The organism is [Bacillus] caldolyticus (assembly GCF_003595605.1).
Classification (GTDB): Bacteria; Bacillota; Bacilli; order Bacillales; family Anoxybacillaceae; genus Geobacillus; species Geobacillus thermoleovorans.
In genome coordinates this window covers 3,073,918-3,090,737 of sequence record NZ_CP025074.1, presented here as the reverse complement: position 1 = coordinate 3,090,737, position 16,820 = coordinate 3,073,918, and the positions used below count along the sequence as shown (strand labels likewise).

Below are 16,820 nucleotides of genomic sequence, written 5' to 3'. Positions count from 1 at the left end.
GGTTGTTTCATCCATAAAGAGAGGCTGTCTTGGACAAACGGTTGAACCGCTCATCCAGGACAGCCTTTTTCGTTGGCCGTTCATACGAACTGAAACGGATCAGTATGGACGCTGGAAGCAACCACTTCTGCCTCCCATTGACGTTTCGAGAGCTCAGTGATTAAGTATCGGGCTACGCCTTCTTTCATGATTTTTTCTACATTATGTCCCGGATCAATGATGTGAAGGCCGAGCGCTTGGGCGTCATGGGCGGTGTGGTAATACACATCCCCTGTCACGTATACGTCCGCCCCGGCCGATGCGGCGGCAGCGACAAACTTATTCCCATCCCCGCCAATCACCGCGACCGTTTGCACGAGATCATCCAGCCGGCCAACGACGCGCACCGCCGGAACGGAAAACGCCGTTTTCACCTGCTCGGCAAAAGCGCCAAGCGTCACCGGCTGCGGCAGCCGGCCAATGCGCCCGAGCCCGAAGCGGCGGCCTTCATTGTCAAGCGGATAGATATCATAGGCCACTTCCTCATACGGATGAACAGCCAGCATCGCCTGAATCGCTTCCCGTTCAAGAGAGGCCGGCACGATCGTTTCGATGCGCACTTCCTCAACTTCCTCGAGCCGCCCTTGCTCGCCGATGAACGGCCGCGCCCCTTCGTGCGGCAAAAACGTGCCGACGCCGCGGCTGTTGAACGTGCAATGGCTGTAGCGGCCGATATGCCCGGCGCCGGCATCGCCTAAGGCCTTCCGCACCACCTCAGCATGCGTCACCGGCACATAAACAACGAGCTTTTTCAACGGTTCGATATACGTCGGCACAAGCACAGCCGTATCGTTTAAGCCGAGCGCCTCGGCAAGCCAATCGTTCAGACCGCCATCGGCCACATCTAAATTCGTATGGGCGGCGTACACCGCAATGTCATGCTTGATGCACGCGGCGATCATCCGCCCGTGCCCATCATCAGTCAGCAATTGCTTCAGCGGGCGGTACAGCGGCGGGTGGTGGGCGATGATTAAATCCACTTGCTGATCGATCGCCTCGACAACGACATCTTCGAGCACATCAAGAGCGATCATCACTTTTTTGACCGGCTTGTTTAGCGTCCCGATTTGCAGACCGATCCGATCCCCTTCCATCGCCAACTGTTTCGGAGCAAGCTGCTCAAGAAGCTGAATGATTTCATAGCCGTACGGAACGCGGCTCATAACAACGCCTCCTCCACCAATTGAACTTTTCTCTCCAGTTCACGCTTTTTCCGCTCAGCCGCTTCACTTTGCCCTTTGGCCGTCAAATCAGCGATGATCCGTTTCCAATTTTCAATCTCGCGCTTCCACTTTTCGCGGAACACCTCGCTGTTTTCCCGGCGCAAAAACGGTCCAAGGAGCAGCTCCGCCTCAAGATGTCGGTAAGGCCGTCGGGGGGCGCCAGGCTCGGCGACGAGTACTTCATAAATTTGCCCATCTTCTTTCAAAATGCGCTCAGCCACGAGCTCCCACCCATGATCAAGAAGCCAACGGCGAACAAGTTCCGCACCGATGTTCGGTTGCAAAATGAGCCGTTTGACACCGGCAAGCTTTTCCTTTCCGTCGCCCAAAATGCGGGCGATAAGCGCCCCACCCATGCCGGCGATCGTGATGCAGTCCGCCTCCCCCGGGGCAAGGATCGAAAGCCCATCCCCTTTGCGCACGGAAATGAGATGAGAAAGCCCGGACTTCTCGACTTGCTGCTGCGCTAGGCGGAACGGTCCGTCCGCCACCTCGCCGGCAATGGCTTTTGATGCGCAGCCGTGCAAGCAGGCATAGCAAGGCAAATACGCATGATCCGACCCGATGTCAGCAAGCACCGCCCCTTTTGGAATGAATGAGGCGACCGTTTCCAGCCGTTTCGACAGGCGAAATTCGTTCATAGCACCGCAATGGCAACCAACCTTCCGCCACCTGCAGCGCGAAGGCGGTTCGCCTTCCCCTCCTTTCCTCTCCAACACCGCGCGCCTCTATTGTACTAAACAAAACATCCCCTTGCCAAAAAGCAAAGGGATGTTCACCATCCATTATTTTAAACCGGCGAGCCATTTCGCCATGGCATCGGCTTTATCCGCCGGCACAAGCCCTGGCGGCATGTTGCCGCGCCCGTGTTGGATGACGTCTTTAATTTGGTCCATCGACAGCCGTTGCCCGACCCCTTTCAACGATGGACCGACGCCGCCTTCATAGTTTTGGCCGTGACAGCCAGAACACGTTTGTTGGTAAAACTGTTCTGGGTTGAATTCGGCCGTTTGTTCCGTTTTTTCGCCGCCTTTTTTCTCTTTGGCCATTTCCTTCGCATCGCCTAGCCCTTTAAACGACAAGACGAACGTCAGCACAATCCCGAATGCCATGATGATGAAAAACGGGATGAGCGGATTGCGGTTCATCTCTTTTACCTCCCTTATGTATAATGAAGAACGCTGCAAACAATTTTATTTTACTGTAAATAATGGACAAGGAAAAGCCCTAAGTTGCCGAAAAGGCAACAACACGCCTCAGCGCCACCAGATGGCGGCGGTTACAAGCAACACCCCGCTGACAGCGGCGAGCGAAAAGTAGCGAAGGTGAAGCAGGCGGCCGACAACAAACCAGAGAACACAGTTTCCGAGCACGACAGCTACTAGCGCACCCGTTTGCCTGGGAAAATACCGATCAACCTCAAGAATGGATGCCATAAGCAAAATCCAGGCGCTTCCGATGAGCGGAAAGTGAAGGAGCTCTCGCTTGTTCCGCCACCGCCAACAAAAGAACAAGCAGGCAGCCAAAAATAGGGCGAAAAGGAGCGTTTGCAAAACGAATGACAATTCAGTAAAATAAATGACAAGAGCAGCGGCTGGAAGCAATAAACAGAGACCAGCGGCGAGCGAGCTGCGCCACCGTCGTCCGTGCGAACGGGCGTCTCCTTCCGTGTACAACGCGAGCAAATAGTCGCAATAATGTTCCGGCAGAAGGCGCGAACGTTTCCAATATTCGATTTCTTGGATGATCGTTTCCCGTCGTTGCCGATTCATAGATAGACCACCTTTCCCATAAAGAAAGAAAAAATAGTTTACTTCCGAAGAAGTAAACTATCGAACAAAACGGTCACTCTAAAAAGTCTTTCAGCCGTTTGCTGCGGCTTGGATGGCGCAGCTTGCGCAACGCTTTGGCTTCAATTTGACGGATGCGTTCGCGCGTCACGCCGAACACTTTGCCGACTTCTTCGAGCGTCCGCGTCCGTCCGTCGTCAAGCCCGAAGCGGAGACGCAACACATTTTCCTCGCGATCCGTCAGCGTATCAAGCACATCTTCGAGCTGCTCTTTCAACAGCTCGTAAGCAGCGTGCTCGGATGGCGATGTCGCGTCTTGGTCTTCGATGAAATCGCCAAGATGCGAGTCATCTTCCTCGCCGATCGGCGTCTCGAGCGACACCGGTTCTTGAGCGATTTTCAAAATTTCCCGCACTTTTTCCGGTGTCAAATCCATTTCCTCGGCGATTTCTTCCGGCGTTGGTTCGCGCCCGAGGTCTTGGAGCAATTGCCGTTGGACGCGGATCAGTTTATTGATCGTTTCGACCATATGAACCGGGATGCGGATCGTCCGCGCCTGATCGGCGATCGCCCTTGTGATGGCTTGGCGGATCCACCACGTCGCGTACGTGCTGAACTTGTAGCCTTTCCGATAGTCAAACTTTTCGACCGCCTTGATCAGCCCCATGTTCCCTTCTTGAATCAAATCAAGAAAGAGCATGCCGCGGCCGACATACCGTTTGGCGATGCTGACGACGAGGCGGAGGTTCGCTTCCGTCAGCCGGCGTTTCGCTTCTTCATCGCCTTGCTCGATCCGTTTCGCCAGCTCGATTTCTTCTTCCGCCGACAACAGCGGCACGCGGCCGATCTCCTTCAAGTACATGCGCACCGGGTCATTGATTTTGACGCCGGGAGGAACGGACAAGTCATTTAAGTCGAATTCTTCCTCTTTGGCCAAGTCGTCGATGTCCGGATCGGCCTCAAGGTCGGATTCGCTGATCACTTCAATGCCCTGCTCAGCGAGGTATTCATAATACTCATCCATCTGGTCGGAGTCCAAATCAAAGCCAGACAACCGCTCAGCGATTTCCTCATAGGTGAGGATCCCCCGCTTTTTGCCGAGCTCAGCGAGTTGCTCTTTCACTTGTTCAAGCGATTCGCCGGCAGCTTCAGCCTGCTTTGATTGGGCTGGTTTTTCAGCCATTTCATTACCTCCTTTAAAAACTCATACCACCATGTTATGAAGAAGATAACATTTTTTTCATCTCAATCATCTCTTTCGCGATGCGGGCGGCCGTCAAAAAGTCTTTTCTTCGCTCCGCTTCCGTCTTTTCTTGCTCTTTTTCCTTTAGCATTAACCATTTCGGGTGATTCAACACATGCCGGATGCAATCGGCAAGCTCCCGATCGGAAACGTCGTCTGCGACCAACAAAAGCGACAGCTCGCTCGCCAGCGTCCGCAACTCGCCGGGAAGCCGAGACATGAGCGCGCTGGGGTCGGCTTCATGCCCCTCTTCGTAAAAGGCGTAAATGTAAGCAGCCAACGCCCGATGCTCTTCGATATTAAATCGGCCGCCGACCTTCTCCTGAACGATGAACGCCACATCGCGGCTCCGCATCATATGGGCAAGCAGCAACCGCTCGGCATTTTGAAAGGCCGGAAGCAATTTTTTCGTCAATGCCGGCCGGACCGGTTTTCCGCCGTCATTCACCTGCGGCTTTGGCTGTTCCGGCTTGGAGCGGGACAACTGTTCGTAAAGCGCGGAGAGCGACAACGAAAACTCATCCGCAAGCTGGCGCATATAATAATCTTTTTCCACCGGGCTCGACAGCTTGCTGATTTCTCGGAGCGCTTCCTCGATATAACGGAGCCGGTCGCCTTCTTCCTGCAAATTTTTTCCCCGCCGCAAACGATCCATTTTAAACGCCATGAGCGGCCGGGCGGCGGCGATCTCTTCGGCAAAACGGTCGGCGCCGCAAGTGCGTATATATTCATCTGGATCCAGCCCGTCCGGGAGCAACGCTACCTTCACGCGGCACCCGAACGCGCTCAATTGTTCGGCGGCGCGCCAGGCGGCTTCCGTTCCGGCGCTGTCGCCGTCATAGCAAATCGTGACCGTTTCCGCATGGCGGCGCAAAATGCGTGCCTGCTCCTCGGTCAGCGACGTTCCCATCGTTGCCACCACATAGTCAACGCCGGCCTGCACGGCAGAGATGACATCGGCAAACCCTTCAACGAGCAGCGCCTCTTGACGCTTGCGGATTGACACGCGCGCCTCGTGAAAAAAATACAAAAGCGTGCCTTTGCGGAAAATCGGCGTTTCTGGGCTGTTCATGTACTTTGGTTGCCCGTCGCCGAGCAGACGGCCGGAAAAACCAACCGTCTCGCCGCGATGATCATGGATCGGAAACATAATCCGATTCCGGAAGCGGTCGACGTATCGCCCGTCTTCTTTTTTCACCAACAAGCCCGCCTTTTCCATCAACACCAACGGAAACGAACGGCTCTCCAGCAACCTGACGGCGGCATCAGGAACATCCGGCGCATAGCCGATTTCAAATCGGTCGATCGTTTCTTTTGTCCACCCGCGCACCTGCAAATAATCGAGCGCGGCTTGTCCTTCTTTTGTATGGACAAGCAAATGATGGTAAAATCGTTTCAACAACGTGTGTGCTTCGACCATCGCCTTCGCCTCGTCGGCTCGGCTGCCATCACTCCCGCGGCCGTCCAGCTCATAGGCGGACAAGTCGATCCCTGCTTTGGCCGCAAGACGTTTCGCCGCTTCCACAAACGGAATGCCTTCGATATCCATTAAAAACGTAAAGGCATTCCCCCCTGCCCCGCAGCCGAAGCAGTGGAAAATTTGCTTTTCTGGGGAAACGGAAAACGATGGCGTCTTTTCTCCGTGAAACGGGCATAAGCCAAAATAGTTGCGGCCTTGCTTTTTCAACTGGACGTATTCGCCAATGACGTCAACGATGTCAACGCCGCGGCGGATGGCTTCAATCGTTTCCTCGGGAATGCGATGTCCCATACGAACAACCCCGTATCGTATTTATTCTCGGCAGCAAGCCGATTTTCCTTTCCATTTCGACAAATTTTTTCAAAACGTTCGTTTCGCCCCCTTGCCCGTAAAGTCGGCTGGCTTGATCATCCGCTTCCCGCCCCTCAGCCCGCCGTCTGGACAAAGATTCATCAGAGCGGTGCATCTCGAAGATGCGCTTCGGTATATTATATTTCAGCAAGAAAAAGAAAATTTCACTTTTTTCTTGACGATCTTATGCAACAGATGACCGCGCTCTCAAAGCAAGGGTTGCTTTACACCCCCTATTATTCTACACCATCGCAAAAAAATCCTGCTTTTTTGCCGAATGATTGACAACTTTGTCGAAAATCTTTTTTTCGTTCTTCTTGACAAGCGGCTATAAATAGTTTACTCGTCTCATGGCCGCTCTAAACCTATATAGGTCATTTTTCTCGCAATTTTTTATTATAATATAAGTGGCGGCAATATGCCATAAGAAAACGCACGACTCCAAATCAAGAAATCGTGCGGATGAGGCGAAGCTAGCGCTTCAACTTTTTCATAATGATGCTCGCCGTCTCTTCGACCGCCTTGTTCGTCACATCGATGACGTCGCAGCCGATTTTTTTCACGACTTCATCAAAATAAGCGAGCTCCTCTTTGATTCGATCCATATTGGCGTAAATCGCCTGGTCGTTCAGGCCGAGCGATTTCAGCCGCTCGCGGCGGATCGAAAGCAGTTTATCCGGACTGATTTTCAAGCCGAAGCATTTCCCCGGACCGACTCGAAACAGCTGCTCCGGCGGCTCGACCTCTGGAACGATCGGCACATTCGCCACTTTCAGCCGCTTATGCGCCAAATATTGCGACAGCGGTGTTTTCGATGTGCGCGATACGCCGATGAGCACGATATCGGCGCGCAAAATGCCGCGCGGGTCGCGCCCGTCATCGTATTTGACGGCAAATTCGATCGCTTCAATCTTTTTGAAGTAATCTTCGTCAAGTACGCGCACTTGACCCGGCTCATATCTTGGCGTCAGCTGGAACAAATTGCTCATCTTTTCAATGAGCGGACCGATGATATCGTATGCGACGACCCCTTCGCGCGCCGCTTCGGCGAGCAAGAATTCCCGCATCTCCGGAACGACGAGCGTAAACGCGATAATGGCGCGGTTCATTTTCGCTAAAGCGACGACTTCAGCCAATGTCGTTTTATCTTCCACATACGGGACGCGTTTCACTTGAATCGGCGAGGCGTGAAACTGGCTGGCCGCCGCTTTGACGACAAGCTCGGCCGTTTCCCCGCCGGAATCGGATACGACGTAAACAAGGCGCTGGTTCATTCTTCTCCTCCTTTGTTTGGATTTAGTCCTCTTTGGCTAGCGACACGAATGCTTTCGTTATATTCGTTTTCGTAATACGGCCGATCACTTCATATCCTTTCTCCGTTTTGCGCACGACCGGCATGGCATCGATCTGTTTTTCAATCAGCTGTTCAGCCACGTCAATGAGCGGGTCGTCCTTGTAGCAAACGGCGATGTTCGGCATCCGCGTCATAATAATATTGACCGGGATCGCCGTCAGTTCCTGCTTGCCGAGGCTTGCGCGCAACAAATCTTTGCGCGACAAAACGCCCGCAAGCAACGACTCGTCATCGACGACAAACAGCGTGCCGACGTCCTCTAGAAACATTGTGACGATCGCATCATAGACGCTCACATTCTCATTGACGACAACCGGAATCGATTGGTAATCCTCGACTTTCATCTTTTTCATTTTATCGGCGAACAGCTGCTTGCCGGTTTTTCCCGTATAGAAATAGCCGACGCGCGGCCGCGCTTCCAAGTAGCCAGCCATCGTCAAGATGGCCAAATCCGGCCGTAGCGTCGCCCTCGTTAAGTTCAGTTTCTCAGCGATGCTTTCTCCGGTGATCGGCCCGTAGTCTTTCACAATTTGCAAAATCTGCTCTTGGCGTTTATTTAGTTCGATCGTCGTTCACCACCTTGCCAAAAAAGGTCCCACACGCTATCACTCTCATTTATATTATACTACACGCCCCATTCACAATGAAAATGATGCTCCTTGCCCTCCGTCGGGGCTGAGCTTGTCTTTCAGTTCACCGATTTGCTGCAAAAAACGCTTCGTCTTCAGCGACAGGCCGGCATATTCATCATAATAGGCGGACAATACGGCGCCCAGCTCCATCTTTGTGCTTTCTTTCACCGATATGGATCCAAGCCGAGCAAGATCGATATGAAAAAAGAGGCGCAACAGCCGGACGGAAGCCGAAGAGAGCGGGAACCGATGGGGATCGGACGCCTCGCAGCGATGGCAAAGGAAGCCCGCCTCCTTGACGGAAAACGAGAAGCGCCCCTCCGTCGCCCCGCAGCGGGCACAACGGTCCAGCACCGGCGGAATGCCAAGCACTGCAAGCATTTTCATTTCGTAAATGAACGTCAAAATCTCTAAATCGCGGCCTTCGCTCATATATTGTAGTGTCTGCAAAAGAAGCTCAAACAAGTACGGATTGCGCTTTTGCTCTTCCGTGCTTTTGTCGGTGAGCTCTACAATATACACCGCATAGGCGGCGGCAAACAAATCTTCGCGCAGCGCCCGCATCGAGTCGATGAGCTCTCCCTGGTGAAGAACGCCGACGCCGCGGCTGCGGCGGATGACATAATGGCCATATGAGAGCGGCTGCGTAACAGCAGAAAGGCGGCTGCTTGGCTTTTTCGCTCCCCTTGCCATCGCAGCCACCTTTCCCCATTCTCGGGTAAACAATGTGACAATTTTATTTGTTTCGCCATAATCGACCGTCCGCATGACGATCGCTTCACACGTTTCGAACATCCCATCACCACCGCTTCTACCAACAACGATGCTACGAGATCGGCTGGTCGATTTCTTTCTGTTCAGCGTTTTGCTCTTCACCGCCAAACTGTTGCTCTCGTTCCAACTCTTTAAATAGGAGGTACGTGTCGATATTGCCTGTTTGGCTAAACAACTTCCACGTAAACTCAAGCATGGAATGACACCTCTTTCCGCCTGCAGGCATTGCGTATTGGTGGTTTACCTATAGGTTGGCTCAGGCAAAAACGGTTTATGTCGCGTAAAATTTTCTAACCGTCAATACTCGTCTTCACGGAACCCGAAATCACGCAGCTGCGAAAGGCGGTTGCGCCAGTCTTTTTGCACTTTGACCCACAGTTCCAAAAACACTCTTGACCCAAGCAGCGCTTCGATGTCAGCGCGCGCCCGCTGTCCGATTTCCTTCAGCATCCGGCCTTGCTTGCCGATGATGATTCCTTTTTGCGAATCGCGCTCCACAACGATCACCGCGCTAATATACACCGTTGGCGACCCTTCTCGCCGCTCGATGCGTTCGACGACGACAGCAATCGAGTGCGGAACTTCCTCGCGCGTTAAGTGAAGCGCTTTCTCGCGAATGAGCTCGGCGATGATAAACTGCTCCGGATGGTCAGTAATCTGGTCCGGCGGATAATATTGCGGCCCTTCCGGCAGCCGCTCTTTAATTTGCTCAAGCAGGCGGTCGACATTGTTCCCTTCAAGCGCCGAAATCGGCACGATTTCAGCAAACGGGTACAAATCTTTGTATCGGTCAATGAGCGGCAGCAATTCATCCGGATGGACGCGGTCGATCTTATTGATGACTAAAAACACCGGGGTGTCCACTTCTTTCAGCCGTTCGATGATGAACGCCTCACCGCGCCCAAATCCTTCCTCGGCATTGACCATAAACAAAATCAAATCCACTTCGCGAAGCGCATTGAGCGCCACTTTCATCATAAAGTCGCCGAGCTTATGCTTCGGTTTGTGCACCCCAGGCGTGTCGATAAAGATGATTTGCGCGTCATCGTCCGTGTACACGCCTTGAATCTTATTGCGCGTCGTTTGCGGTTTATCGCTCATAATCGCGATTTTTTGCCCGATGACGCGGTTTAAAAACGTCGACTTTCCTACGTTTGGTCTTCCGATAATGGCAACAAATCCTGATTTGTATCCTTCTTTACGCATGCAAATCCTCCGCTGAAAAAGCTTCTGGCAGCAATTCGCTGACTGTCATGACTTTCACATCGCCTTTGAGGTTGGCTAAAATGACTTTCATATCGCCGTGGCAAAGTTCGGCGATCACTTGGCGGCATGCGCCGCACGGCGGCACCGGGCGGGGAGTGTCGGCGATGACCGCAAGAGCAGTGAACTCCTTCTCCCCTTCCGAATATGCCTTAAACAACGCGGTCCGCTCCGCACAATTGCACACGCTGTAGGCGGCGTTTTCAATGTTGCAGCCGCGGTACACACTGCCGCCTTTCGTCAACAGCGCGGCGCCGACTGGAAACTTCGAGTACGGCACGTAGGCGAGTTCGCGCGCTTTTTTCGCTTCGACAATGAGCTGCTCAATCTCCACGAGTTGACTCTTCCTTTCCTGCAAGCAAACGCTGCTTTCTTTTATTTTACAAAAAAACGCCATCCATTTCATCATTTGAAATCAAAATGTAACAGAAAAATTCGAATTTTCTCTCTCATTCGTTTAGCGAAGATGCGGCCAAAACAGCAAAATGCCGATCACAACCGCAAATCCGGCCGCCGCGAGCACCGCCGCGGCAGCGATGTCTTTCGCCGCTTTCGCCAACGGATGAAACTCACCCGTCGCCAAATCGACGGCGCGCTCAATAGCCGTGTTGACAAGCTCAAGCGCAATGACCGTGCCGACCGCCATGAGCAGCACGATCCACTCCCAGCGCGACAGCCCAACGACCCACCCGGCGGCAAAGACGACAACAGCGGCCGCCAAGTGGAAGCGCAAATGAGCTTCCTCTTTCACCGCCGCCTTCATTCCCGCCCACGCCCAAGCAAACCGGTCTCGCTCTCGTTTGCCGCGCATTATCTTGTCAACCCGAACCTCGCCAAGATGTCTTCCTGCTTGGCGAACATGACGCGCTCTTCCTCTTCTGTCCCATGATCGTAACCAAGCAGGTGCAAGAAACCGTGCACAGCCAAAAACCCGAGCTCGCGCATGAACGAATGTCCATAGGCTGCCGCCTGCTCTTTTGCCTTCGGAATCGAAATGACGATATCGCCGAGCACCGGCGGCATATCAGCGCCGACGATGTGAACCTCTTCTTCCCCTTCCTCCTCAAGAGCAAACGAAAGCACATCGGTCGGCGCATCTTTGCCGCGATAGTCGCGATTCATCGCGCGGATGCGTTCGTTGTCCACAAATGTGACGCTCACCTCCGCCCCGTCCGGCACGTTTTCAAGGGCCGCCGCCTCGGCGAGCAGCCGCTCGATCGTCTCGATTTGCTCAGCGGTCACCTCGTTCGTTTCATCTAGAAAATCAATGTGAATGGTCATGCATGCTTCACCTTTTCCTTTCGTACTTCTGGGTATTCGATGCGCGAATGGAAGACGCCGTTTAAAGTCTCGCAAAGCGAACGGGCGACGAGTTCCAACTCCTTCAGCGTAATGTCGCACTCGTTCAGCTGGTTGTCCTGCAAGCGATCAGCGATGATCGACCGGACGATCTTCTCGATTTTTTCCTGCGACGGGTTGGATAGCGAGCGAACAGCCGCTTCGACGCTGTCGGCGATGTTGATGACCGCCGCTTCTTTCGTCTGCGGCTTCGGCCCGGGATAACGAAACTCCGCTTCCGAGACAAACTCGGTTTGCTCGCGCGCCTTATGATAAAAATACTTCAGCAGCGTCGTGCCGTGGTGCTGTTCGGCGATGTCGATGATCTCCTTCGGCAGCCGGTGCTTGCGCAGCAAAGCGACGCCGTCGGCGACATGGGCAATAATAATATTTTTGCTCAACTGCGGCGACAAATGGTCATGCGGATTGCCGCCTATTTGATTTTCGATGAAATAGCGCGGCCGCTTCGTCTTGCCGATGTCATGGTAGTAGCAGGCGACGCGCGCCAGCAAGCCGTCGGCGCCGATCGCCTCGCACGCCGCTTCGGCCAAATTGGCGACCATAATGCTATGATGGTACGTCCCCGGCGCTTCAGTGAGCAACTTGCGCAAGAGCGGATGGTTCGGATTGGACAGTTCAATGAGCCGAAGCGGCGACAAAATGCCAAACGCCGCCTCCAACACCGGCAAGAGACCGATCGTCAAAATGGCAGAAAAAACCCCTGAGGCCGCCGCCATCAGCACCAACAAGCCGATTTCCGTCGGCGAATAGCGGCCGTTTTTTAACAGCAACAGCGAAAAAAGCGAAACGATATTGACCGCGGCGACAAACACGCCGGCCCGCCAAATGTTCGCTTTCGCCAGCTCCTTTGGCAGACAAAACGTCCCGGCCAAGCCGCCGGCAAGAAAGTAAACAATCAACGACACCGACACCGCGCCGGCCGTTCCAATTTCCTCATTGAACAGCAAACTGCCGCACACTGCTCCGATGATGGTCGTCATCATCGCGAGCCGCTCTCCGAGCAAAATGCGGACGAGCATCGGCCCGAACGCCGCCGGCACAAGGTAACCGATGGAAACAGCGCCGCTAGATGGCAGAAGGCGAATGAGCGCCATTGTCGTCATCATCAACGCAAAAATGGCTGTATAAAGCGACAGCTTTTCATTCGTCGTTTCCGTCCGAAAATAATAAATGAGCGGAGCAAGCAGCAACAAAACGAACACCAAAAGCCCAGCGGCGGTCCAAGACGGACGCCCGCTCTCAAGCAAGCCGACCAGCTCGAGCCGGCGGTAAACATCATTCGTGATAAACTGTCCTTCCTCGACGATCACTTGCCCTTGCAAAATTTTCACCGGCTTCACTTCATCCATCGCCTGCCGCCGTTTTTCTTCCGTCGCCGCCCGATCGTAGACGACGTTCGGAATGACCGCCTGTCGGCAAAGCTTCGCGACCGCCTCGCGAAGCGGCGGCGACAGCGCAGCGTATTCAAGCTCTTTGGCCGCTTCCGCCCGCGCCGTGTCAAGTTCCGCTTGGGAAATGCGCTCGCTCATGACGGCATGCACCGCAGTCAAGGCGGCTTCCTTCGCCGTCTTGAGCTCCTCCGGCGAGGCGGCAAGCAGCCGTTGCCATTCAGCGGCAGACAGATAGGCAAGCCATTCCGGCGGCAGCCGTTCCTCAAGTTTGGCGATCATATCGCCGAGCGGGCGGTCCGGCTCCGCCTCGCGCTGCACGCTTTCAATCGCGGCAAACAGCGAGGAAAGAAGGTCGACCCGGTTTTCGGCATATTCTTTTTTTAACGTATAGACATCCGCTACTTTCGCCGCCGCCTCTTCTTTCAGCTTGGCGGTCGCCTCTTTGTCCTCGACCGTCACCGGCGAACGGATCGTTTCCTTCGCGACGTCAAACAGGCGCAGCTCATACTGGCGCGGCTTCACTTGCCAATACAAAACGGCAAACAACAGAACAGCCAAAAGCAAAAACAGCCAAAAGCGGACAAAGCGGACTGTTTTTGTCCGCTCAAGAAAAAAACGAAACCTTCCCACCGGTTTTCCCCTCGCTTTGCAAGAAAAGACCGATCCCGTCGCTCTCGTTCTATAAGCCCGCCTCATCATAGGCGTCAATAATTTTCGCGACGAGCGGATGGCGAACGACATCCGACTGTTCCAAAAACACAAAGGCGATGCCGCCAATGGAGGCCAAAATGCGCTTGGCGACCGAAAGCCCCGATTCGACGCCCTTCGGCAAGTCGACTTGGGAAATATCGCCGGTAATGACCATCTTCGAGCCGAAGCCGAGCCGGGTCAAAAACATTTTCATTTGCGCTGGCGTCGTATTTTGCGCCTCGTCAAGAATGACGAACGCATCCTCCAGCGTCCGGCCGCGCATATAGGCGAGTGGGGCGATTTCAATCGTGCCGCGCTCAATCAACCGCTGCGTATACTCCGCTCCCAACACATCGTTTAAGGCATCATACAGCGGGCGCAAATACGGGTCAACCTTCTCTTTTAAGTCGCCTGGCAAAAAGCCGAGGCTTTCTCCAGCCTCAACGGCCGGACGAGTCAAAATGATGCGCTTGACGCTGCCGTTTTTTAACGCCTTGACCGCCATGACGACCGCCAAATACGTTTTTCCGGTGCCGGCTGGGCCGATGCCGAACGTCAAGTCATACTGTTCAATTGCTGCAACATAATAGCGCTGGCCCAACGTTTTGACGCGGATCGGCTTCCCTTTGGCGTTTTTTGTAATCTCCTCGTCGTACAGTTGAACAAGGCCGTCAAGCGCTCCTTTTTTTGCAAGCTGAATGGCGTAAAGAACGTCGCGCTCGCTGACCGCCGCCCCTTTGCGAATGACGATCAATAAATGGCGAAGCAATTCATCAACGAGCTGAACTTGCTGCGGCGTGCCGGAGACGTTGACCGTTTCCCCGCGCGTCACAATCGACACGCCGAGCTCTTCCTCGATCCGCTTTAAATGGATGTCATGGACGCCAAAGAGCGCCGCCGCTTCCTGCGGGTTTCGCACATGTTGGCTGATCGTAACGAACTGCTCTGACATTCTCAATCTCCTTGGACGATGGGTTGTGGTACAGCAATATTTTCGATGACTTCGTAATGCAATTCTACCCTTACTTTACCATTCTCTTTCGCCTGATGCAAAACTTTTTCGCTGCGAATGGCCGCCTCCTCCGGCAATTTCGCCCGCAGCTCGCGGCGGGCGATCTCTTTCGCTTCCGCGAACGCTTCTTCCCACGTGTAGCGCCGCTTCACTTCTTCCGCCTCGCGGATCGTGATGCGCTCGTAATAGAGCGGCAAGTCCCATTTCCAAAAACGAAACGGCCGTTTTTCTGTCTCAACGATGGTATGGGCAAACACCGGCTTCTTCCATCCCCAAACAGGAATCAAAAGGCGCCCGATTCCGACATAATGCCGTTCGGTGAACTTGCCGGTCAACACATGAAACGTCGTCTCAAGCGGCAGGACGACCGTAGACTTGTACCATGTTTCGCCAAACACTTTCCCTGACGCCGGCACAAACTTCGTCCTCCCTTCAGCGCCGATAATGCCAGAAACAAGCAGCTGGCCTTTTTGCACATAGTCGTTGACGGAAACGAGCGGTTGTCCCTCTTCAACGAACAAATCAGCGATGACCGCCTCTTTTTTTGCCACGAGATGACGCGGCGGAATCGGTTTTTTCGGCTCCGGAATCTCTTTTTCAACGACGCGGAAGTGAAGCGACGTCCCTTTCCACTCAACGCCGACCCACGTGATGTCCGGAACGCGTTCCGTCAGCTTTTTTTGCAGCGTCTCCGGGTCATCAAGCAGAAACTGAAATACGCCGCGCTCGACTCCCATTCGCTTTAACTCGCGGGCGATTTGATGCTCCGTCTCTGGAGCCGCCCCTTTGATTTCGATCTTCCAAACGATGTTCGAAAGCAAAAACACAATCGCTATAAAAAGGAGCAAGCCGAGCCAAAACCCGCTGTTCCGCCAGGCCTGCCGCCAAAAAAACGGCAGCCCGGTTCTCCCGACAAACGAAAGTTTGCATTCGCTTTGCCGGGCGACATGGCGTAGCCGTTTCACGTCGCTGAGCTTAATGAAAAACGTCGCGGTATCCGCGCTATGCTTTTTCACGTTCCAGACGGCAATCCCTTGGCGGACGCAGGCGTTGATCAACCGTTCGATCCCTTTCCCTCTCGCTTTGACCCGCACGCTGCCGGCGAGTGTGTCGACCCATTCGTTTTTCATCTCCGTTCCTCCTCGCTATTCATCTATATAAACGACTTGGCTGATTTTTCCTTCCAACAAAATTTCTTCCGGCAAAATCGTTTTAATCACAAACTGTTCGCCGCGGACAACGAGCTGTCCGTTCCGCAGCAAAAGGCGGAGCTCTTTATCGCTGAACGCGAGCAGCCCGCGGTGGTTTTCAATGTAAATATGTATGTGCCCAACCATCGTAATGCGGGGCAGATCCATCATAATGTCGGCGGGAAGTTCAAGCTTTTCCGCCATCCACCGCTTCATCTGCTGGCGCCATTTTTTCACCATCAAAAAGAACCCCCTTTCATCTCATATGTATGAGACAAAAGGGGGTTCTAGCACCGCTTTTCAAAAACAACGGGCCTGCCTGCCGGCAAGGCCCATTGCATTTATGACAGCTGTTGTTGGACAAGTTTGTTGACGAGCGAACCATCCGCTCTTCCTTTCACTTTCGGCATGATCGCGCCCATCACTTTTCCCATATCCGCTTTCGAAGAGGCGCCGACTTCCTTGATCGTCTGCTCGATCAATTCGCGCAGCTCGTCCTCTGTCAGCGGCGTTGGCATATACGATTGAACAATTTCAATTTCGGTTTTCACTTTTTCGACAAGATCTGAACGGCCAGCGTTTTCAAATTCTTGGAGGGAGTCTTTACGCTGTTTCAGTTCGCGAGAAAGAACCGTCAGCTCTTCGTCTTCCGAGAGCGGGCTTTTGCCGAGCTTGATCGCTTCGTTTTGCAGCGCCGCTTTCAGCATCCGGAGAACAGACAGTTTTTCTTTCTCCTTGTTTTTCATCGCCTGCTTCATATCGTCATTCAAACGATCGAGAAGACTCACCGATTATACACCCTCTTTAATGCATGCTCTTAGTGCTTGCGCTTTCTAGCCGCCTCAGATTTTTTCTTCCGTCTGACGCTTGGCTTTTCATAAAATTCGCGCTTTCTCACTTCTTGCAAAGTGCCCGTTTTCGAAACGGCACGCTTGAAGCGACGAAGAGCGTCGTCGATCGACTCATTTTTGCGAACGATCGTTTTGGACATCCTGCTTCCCTCCCTCCGAACAACAACCATTGCATATT

20 protein-coding genes are annotated in these 16,820 nt (G+C 53.6%); all 20 read right to left on the bottom strand.

Annotated features, from left to right (window positions below):
- Window positions 1-80: 80 nt before the first annotated feature.
- The gene (locus CWI35_RS16035) at window positions 81-1,202 is read right to left on the bottom strand and encodes a Nif3-like dinuclear metal center hexameric protein (RefSeq protein ID WP_119877920.1); all 1,122 of its coding nucleotides are present in this window, start codon (window positions 1,200-1,202) and stop codon (window positions 81-83) included.
- Window positions 1,199-1,903, bottom strand: a complete 705-nt coding sequence (locus tag CWI35_RS16030) for a tRNA (adenine(22)-N(1))-methyltransferase (protein WP_011231959.1) — start codon at window positions 1,901-1,903, stop codon at window positions 1,199-1,201. Before CWI35_RS16030 ends, CWI35_RS16035 begins: the two co-directional genes overlap by 4 nt.
- Window positions 1,904-2,047: 144 nt before the next feature.
- Window positions 2,048-2,410, bottom strand: a complete 363-nt coding sequence (gene cccA, locus CWI35_RS16025; RefSeq protein ID WP_011231960.1) for a cytochrome c550 — start codon at window positions 2,408-2,410, stop codon at window positions 2,048-2,050.
- Window positions 2,411-2,518: 108 nt separating this feature from the next.
- The gene (locus CWI35_RS16020; RefSeq protein ID WP_042381086.1) at window positions 2,519-3,034 is read right to left on the bottom strand and encodes a hypothetical protein; all 516 of its coding nucleotides are present in this window, start codon (window positions 3,032-3,034) and stop codon (window positions 2,519-2,521) included.
- A gap of 73 nt (window positions 3,035-3,107) precedes the next feature.
- A complete protein-coding gene (gene rpoD, locus CWI35_RS16015) occupies window positions 3,108-4,235 on the bottom strand; it encodes an RNA polymerase sigma factor RpoD (RefSeq protein WP_011231962.1) in 1,128 nt (375 codons plus the stop codon).
- A gap of 34 nt (window positions 4,236-4,269) precedes the next feature.
- Complete coding sequence (dnaG, locus tag CWI35_RS16010; RefSeq protein WP_119877919.1) at window positions 4,270-6,066, bottom strand: DNA primase; 1,797 nt, start codon at window positions 6,064-6,066, stop codon at window positions 4,270-4,272.
- Between the two features lie 533 nt (window positions 6,067-6,599).
- Entirely contained in the window at window positions 6,600-7,400 is an 801-nt protein-coding gene (locus CWI35_RS16005) for a pyruvate, water dikinase regulatory protein (protein ID WP_014196367.1), read from the bottom strand.
- Between the two features lie 22 nt (window positions 7,401-7,422).
- Entirely contained in the window at window positions 7,423-8,016 is a 594-nt protein-coding gene (locus CWI35_RS16000; RefSeq protein ID WP_011231965.1) for a transcriptional regulator CcpN, read from the bottom strand.
- 102 nt (window positions 8,017-8,118) lie between these two features.
- Entirely contained in the window at window positions 8,119-8,907 is a 789-nt protein-coding gene (recO, locus tag CWI35_RS15995; RefSeq protein ID WP_011231966.1) for a DNA repair protein RecO, read from the bottom strand.
- 31 nt (window positions 8,908-8,938) lie between these two features.
- Window positions 8,939-9,082 carry a YqzL family protein gene (locus tag CWI35_RS15990; RefSeq protein ID WP_011231967.1) on the bottom strand — a complete coding sequence of 48 codons (144 nt, stop codon included), beginning with the start codon at window positions 9,080-9,082 and terminating at the stop codon, window positions 8,939-8,941.
- A gap of 101 nt (window positions 9,083-9,183) precedes the next feature.
- Window positions 9,184-10,092 carry a GTPase Era gene (era, locus tag CWI35_RS15985; protein WP_011231968.1) on the bottom strand — a complete coding sequence of 303 codons (909 nt, stop codon included), beginning with the start codon at window positions 10,090-10,092 and terminating at the stop codon, window positions 9,184-9,186.
- Complete coding sequence (locus tag CWI35_RS15980) at window positions 10,085-10,483, bottom strand: cytidine deaminase (RefSeq protein WP_021322326.1); 399 nt, start codon at window positions 10,481-10,483, stop codon at window positions 10,085-10,087. The genes era and CWI35_RS15980 overlap by 8 nt, the downstream gene beginning before the upstream one ends.
- A 123-nt stretch (window positions 10,484-10,606) precedes the next feature.
- Window positions 10,607-10,960 (bottom strand): diacylglycerol kinase family protein, encoded by a 354-nt coding sequence (locus CWI35_RS15975; protein WP_011231970.1) that lies wholly within the window; start codon window positions 10,958-10,960, stop codon window positions 10,607-10,609.
- Complete coding sequence (gene ybeY / locus CWI35_RS15970; RefSeq protein WP_011231971.1) at window positions 10,960-11,430, bottom strand: rRNA maturation RNase YbeY; 471 nt, start codon at window positions 11,428-11,430, stop codon at window positions 10,960-10,962. The genes CWI35_RS15975 and ybeY overlap by 1 nt, the downstream gene beginning before the upstream one ends.
- On the bottom strand, window positions 11,427-13,529 hold the full coding sequence (locus tag CWI35_RS15965) for an HD family phosphohydrolase (protein WP_011231972.1): 2,103 nt from the start codon (window positions 13,527-13,529) through the stop codon (window positions 11,427-11,429). Before CWI35_RS15965 ends, ybeY begins: the two co-directional genes overlap by 4 nt.
- A 49-nt stretch (window positions 13,530-13,578) precedes the next feature.
- Complete coding sequence (locus CWI35_RS15960; RefSeq protein ID WP_011231973.1) at window positions 13,579-14,541, bottom strand: PhoH family protein; 963 nt, start codon at window positions 14,539-14,541, stop codon at window positions 13,579-13,581.
- A 2-nt stretch (window positions 14,542-14,543) separates the two neighbouring features.
- Complete coding sequence (gene yqfD, locus CWI35_RS15955) at window positions 14,544-15,731, bottom strand: sporulation protein YqfD (protein WP_011231974.1); 1,188 nt, start codon at window positions 15,729-15,731, stop codon at window positions 14,544-14,546.
- 15 nt (window positions 15,732-15,746) lie between these two features.
- Window positions 15,747-16,031, bottom strand: a complete 285-nt coding sequence (yqfC, locus tag CWI35_RS15950) for a sporulation protein YqfC (RefSeq protein WP_013144709.1) — start codon at window positions 16,029-16,031, stop codon at window positions 15,747-15,749.
- A 101-nt stretch (window positions 16,032-16,132) separates the two neighbouring features.
- Window positions 16,133-16,579 (bottom strand): GatB/YqeY domain-containing protein, encoded by a 447-nt coding sequence (locus CWI35_RS15945; RefSeq protein ID WP_011231976.1) that lies wholly within the window; start codon window positions 16,577-16,579, stop codon window positions 16,133-16,135.
- Window positions 16,580-16,608: 29 nt separating this feature from the next.
- Window positions 16,609-16,782, bottom strand: a complete 174-nt coding sequence (gene rpsU, locus CWI35_RS15940) for a 30S ribosomal protein S21 (RefSeq protein ID WP_008879912.1) — start codon at window positions 16,780-16,782, stop codon at window positions 16,609-16,611.
- Window positions 16,783-16,820: the final 38 nt, after the last annotated feature.

What these genes read in the sequence shown, in the direction of transcription:
- rpsU (WP_008879912.1), bottom strand. Translation starts at nt 16,782, where the DNA reads ATGTCCAAAACGATCGTTCGCAAAAATGAGTCGATCGACGACGCTCTT.
- CWI35_RS15975 (WP_011231970.1), bottom strand. Translation starts at nt 10,960, where the DNA reads ATGCGCGGCAAACGAGAGCGAGACCGGTTTGCTTGGGCGTGGGCGGGA.
- yqfC (WP_013144709.1), bottom strand. Translation starts at nt 16,031, where the DNA reads ATGGTGAAAAAATGGCGCCAGCAGATGAAGCGGTGGATGGCGGAAAAG.
- CWI35_RS15960 (WP_011231973.1), bottom strand. Translation starts at nt 14,541, where the DNA reads ATGTCAGAGCAGTTCGTTACGATCAGCCAACATGTGCGAAACCCGCAG.
- CWI35_RS16035 (WP_119877920.1), bottom strand. Translation starts at nt 1,202, where the DNA reads ATGAGCCGCGTTCCGTACGGCTATGAAATCATTCAGCTTCTTGAGCAG.
- rpoD (WP_011231962.1), bottom strand. Translation starts at nt 4,235, where the DNA reads ATGGCTGAAAAACCAGCCCAATCAAAGCAGGCTGAAGCTGCCGGCGAA.
- cccA (WP_011231960.1), bottom strand. Translation starts at nt 2,410, where the DNA reads ATGAACCGCAATCCGCTCATCCCGTTTTTCATCATCATGGCATTCGGG.
- CWI35_RS16020 (WP_042381086.1), bottom strand. Translation starts at nt 3,034, where the DNA reads ATGAATCGGCAACGACGGGAAACGATCATCCAAGAAATCGAATATTGG.
- CWI35_RS15990 (WP_011231967.1), bottom strand. Translation starts at nt 9,082, where the DNA reads ATGCTTGAGTTTACGTGGAAGTTGTTTAGCCAAACAGGCAATATCGAC.
- dnaG (WP_119877919.1), bottom strand. Translation starts at nt 6,066, where the DNA reads ATGGGACATCGCATTCCCGAGGAAACGATTGAAGCCATCCGCCGCGGC.
- ybeY (WP_011231971.1), bottom strand. Translation starts at nt 11,430, where the DNA reads ATGACCATTCACATTGATTTTCTAGATGAAACGAACGAGGTGACCGCT.
- yqfD (WP_011231974.1), bottom strand. Translation starts at nt 15,731, where the DNA reads ATGAAAAACGAATGGGTCGACACACTCGCCGGCAGCGTGCGGGTCAAA.
- CWI35_RS16005 (WP_014196367.1), bottom strand. Translation starts at nt 7,400, where the DNA reads ATGAACCAGCGCCTTGTTTACGTCGTATCCGATTCCGGCGGGGAAACG.
- recO (WP_011231966.1), bottom strand. Translation starts at nt 8,907, where the DNA reads ATGTTCGAAACGTGTGAAGCGATCGTCATGCGGACGGTCGATTATGGC.
- CWI35_RS16030 (WP_011231959.1), bottom strand. Translation starts at nt 1,903, where the DNA reads ATGAACGAATTTCGCCTGTCGAAACGGCTGGAAACGGTCGCCTCATTC.
- era (WP_011231968.1), bottom strand. Translation starts at nt 10,092, where the DNA reads ATGCGTAAAGAAGGATACAAATCAGGATTTGTTGCCATTATCGGAAGA.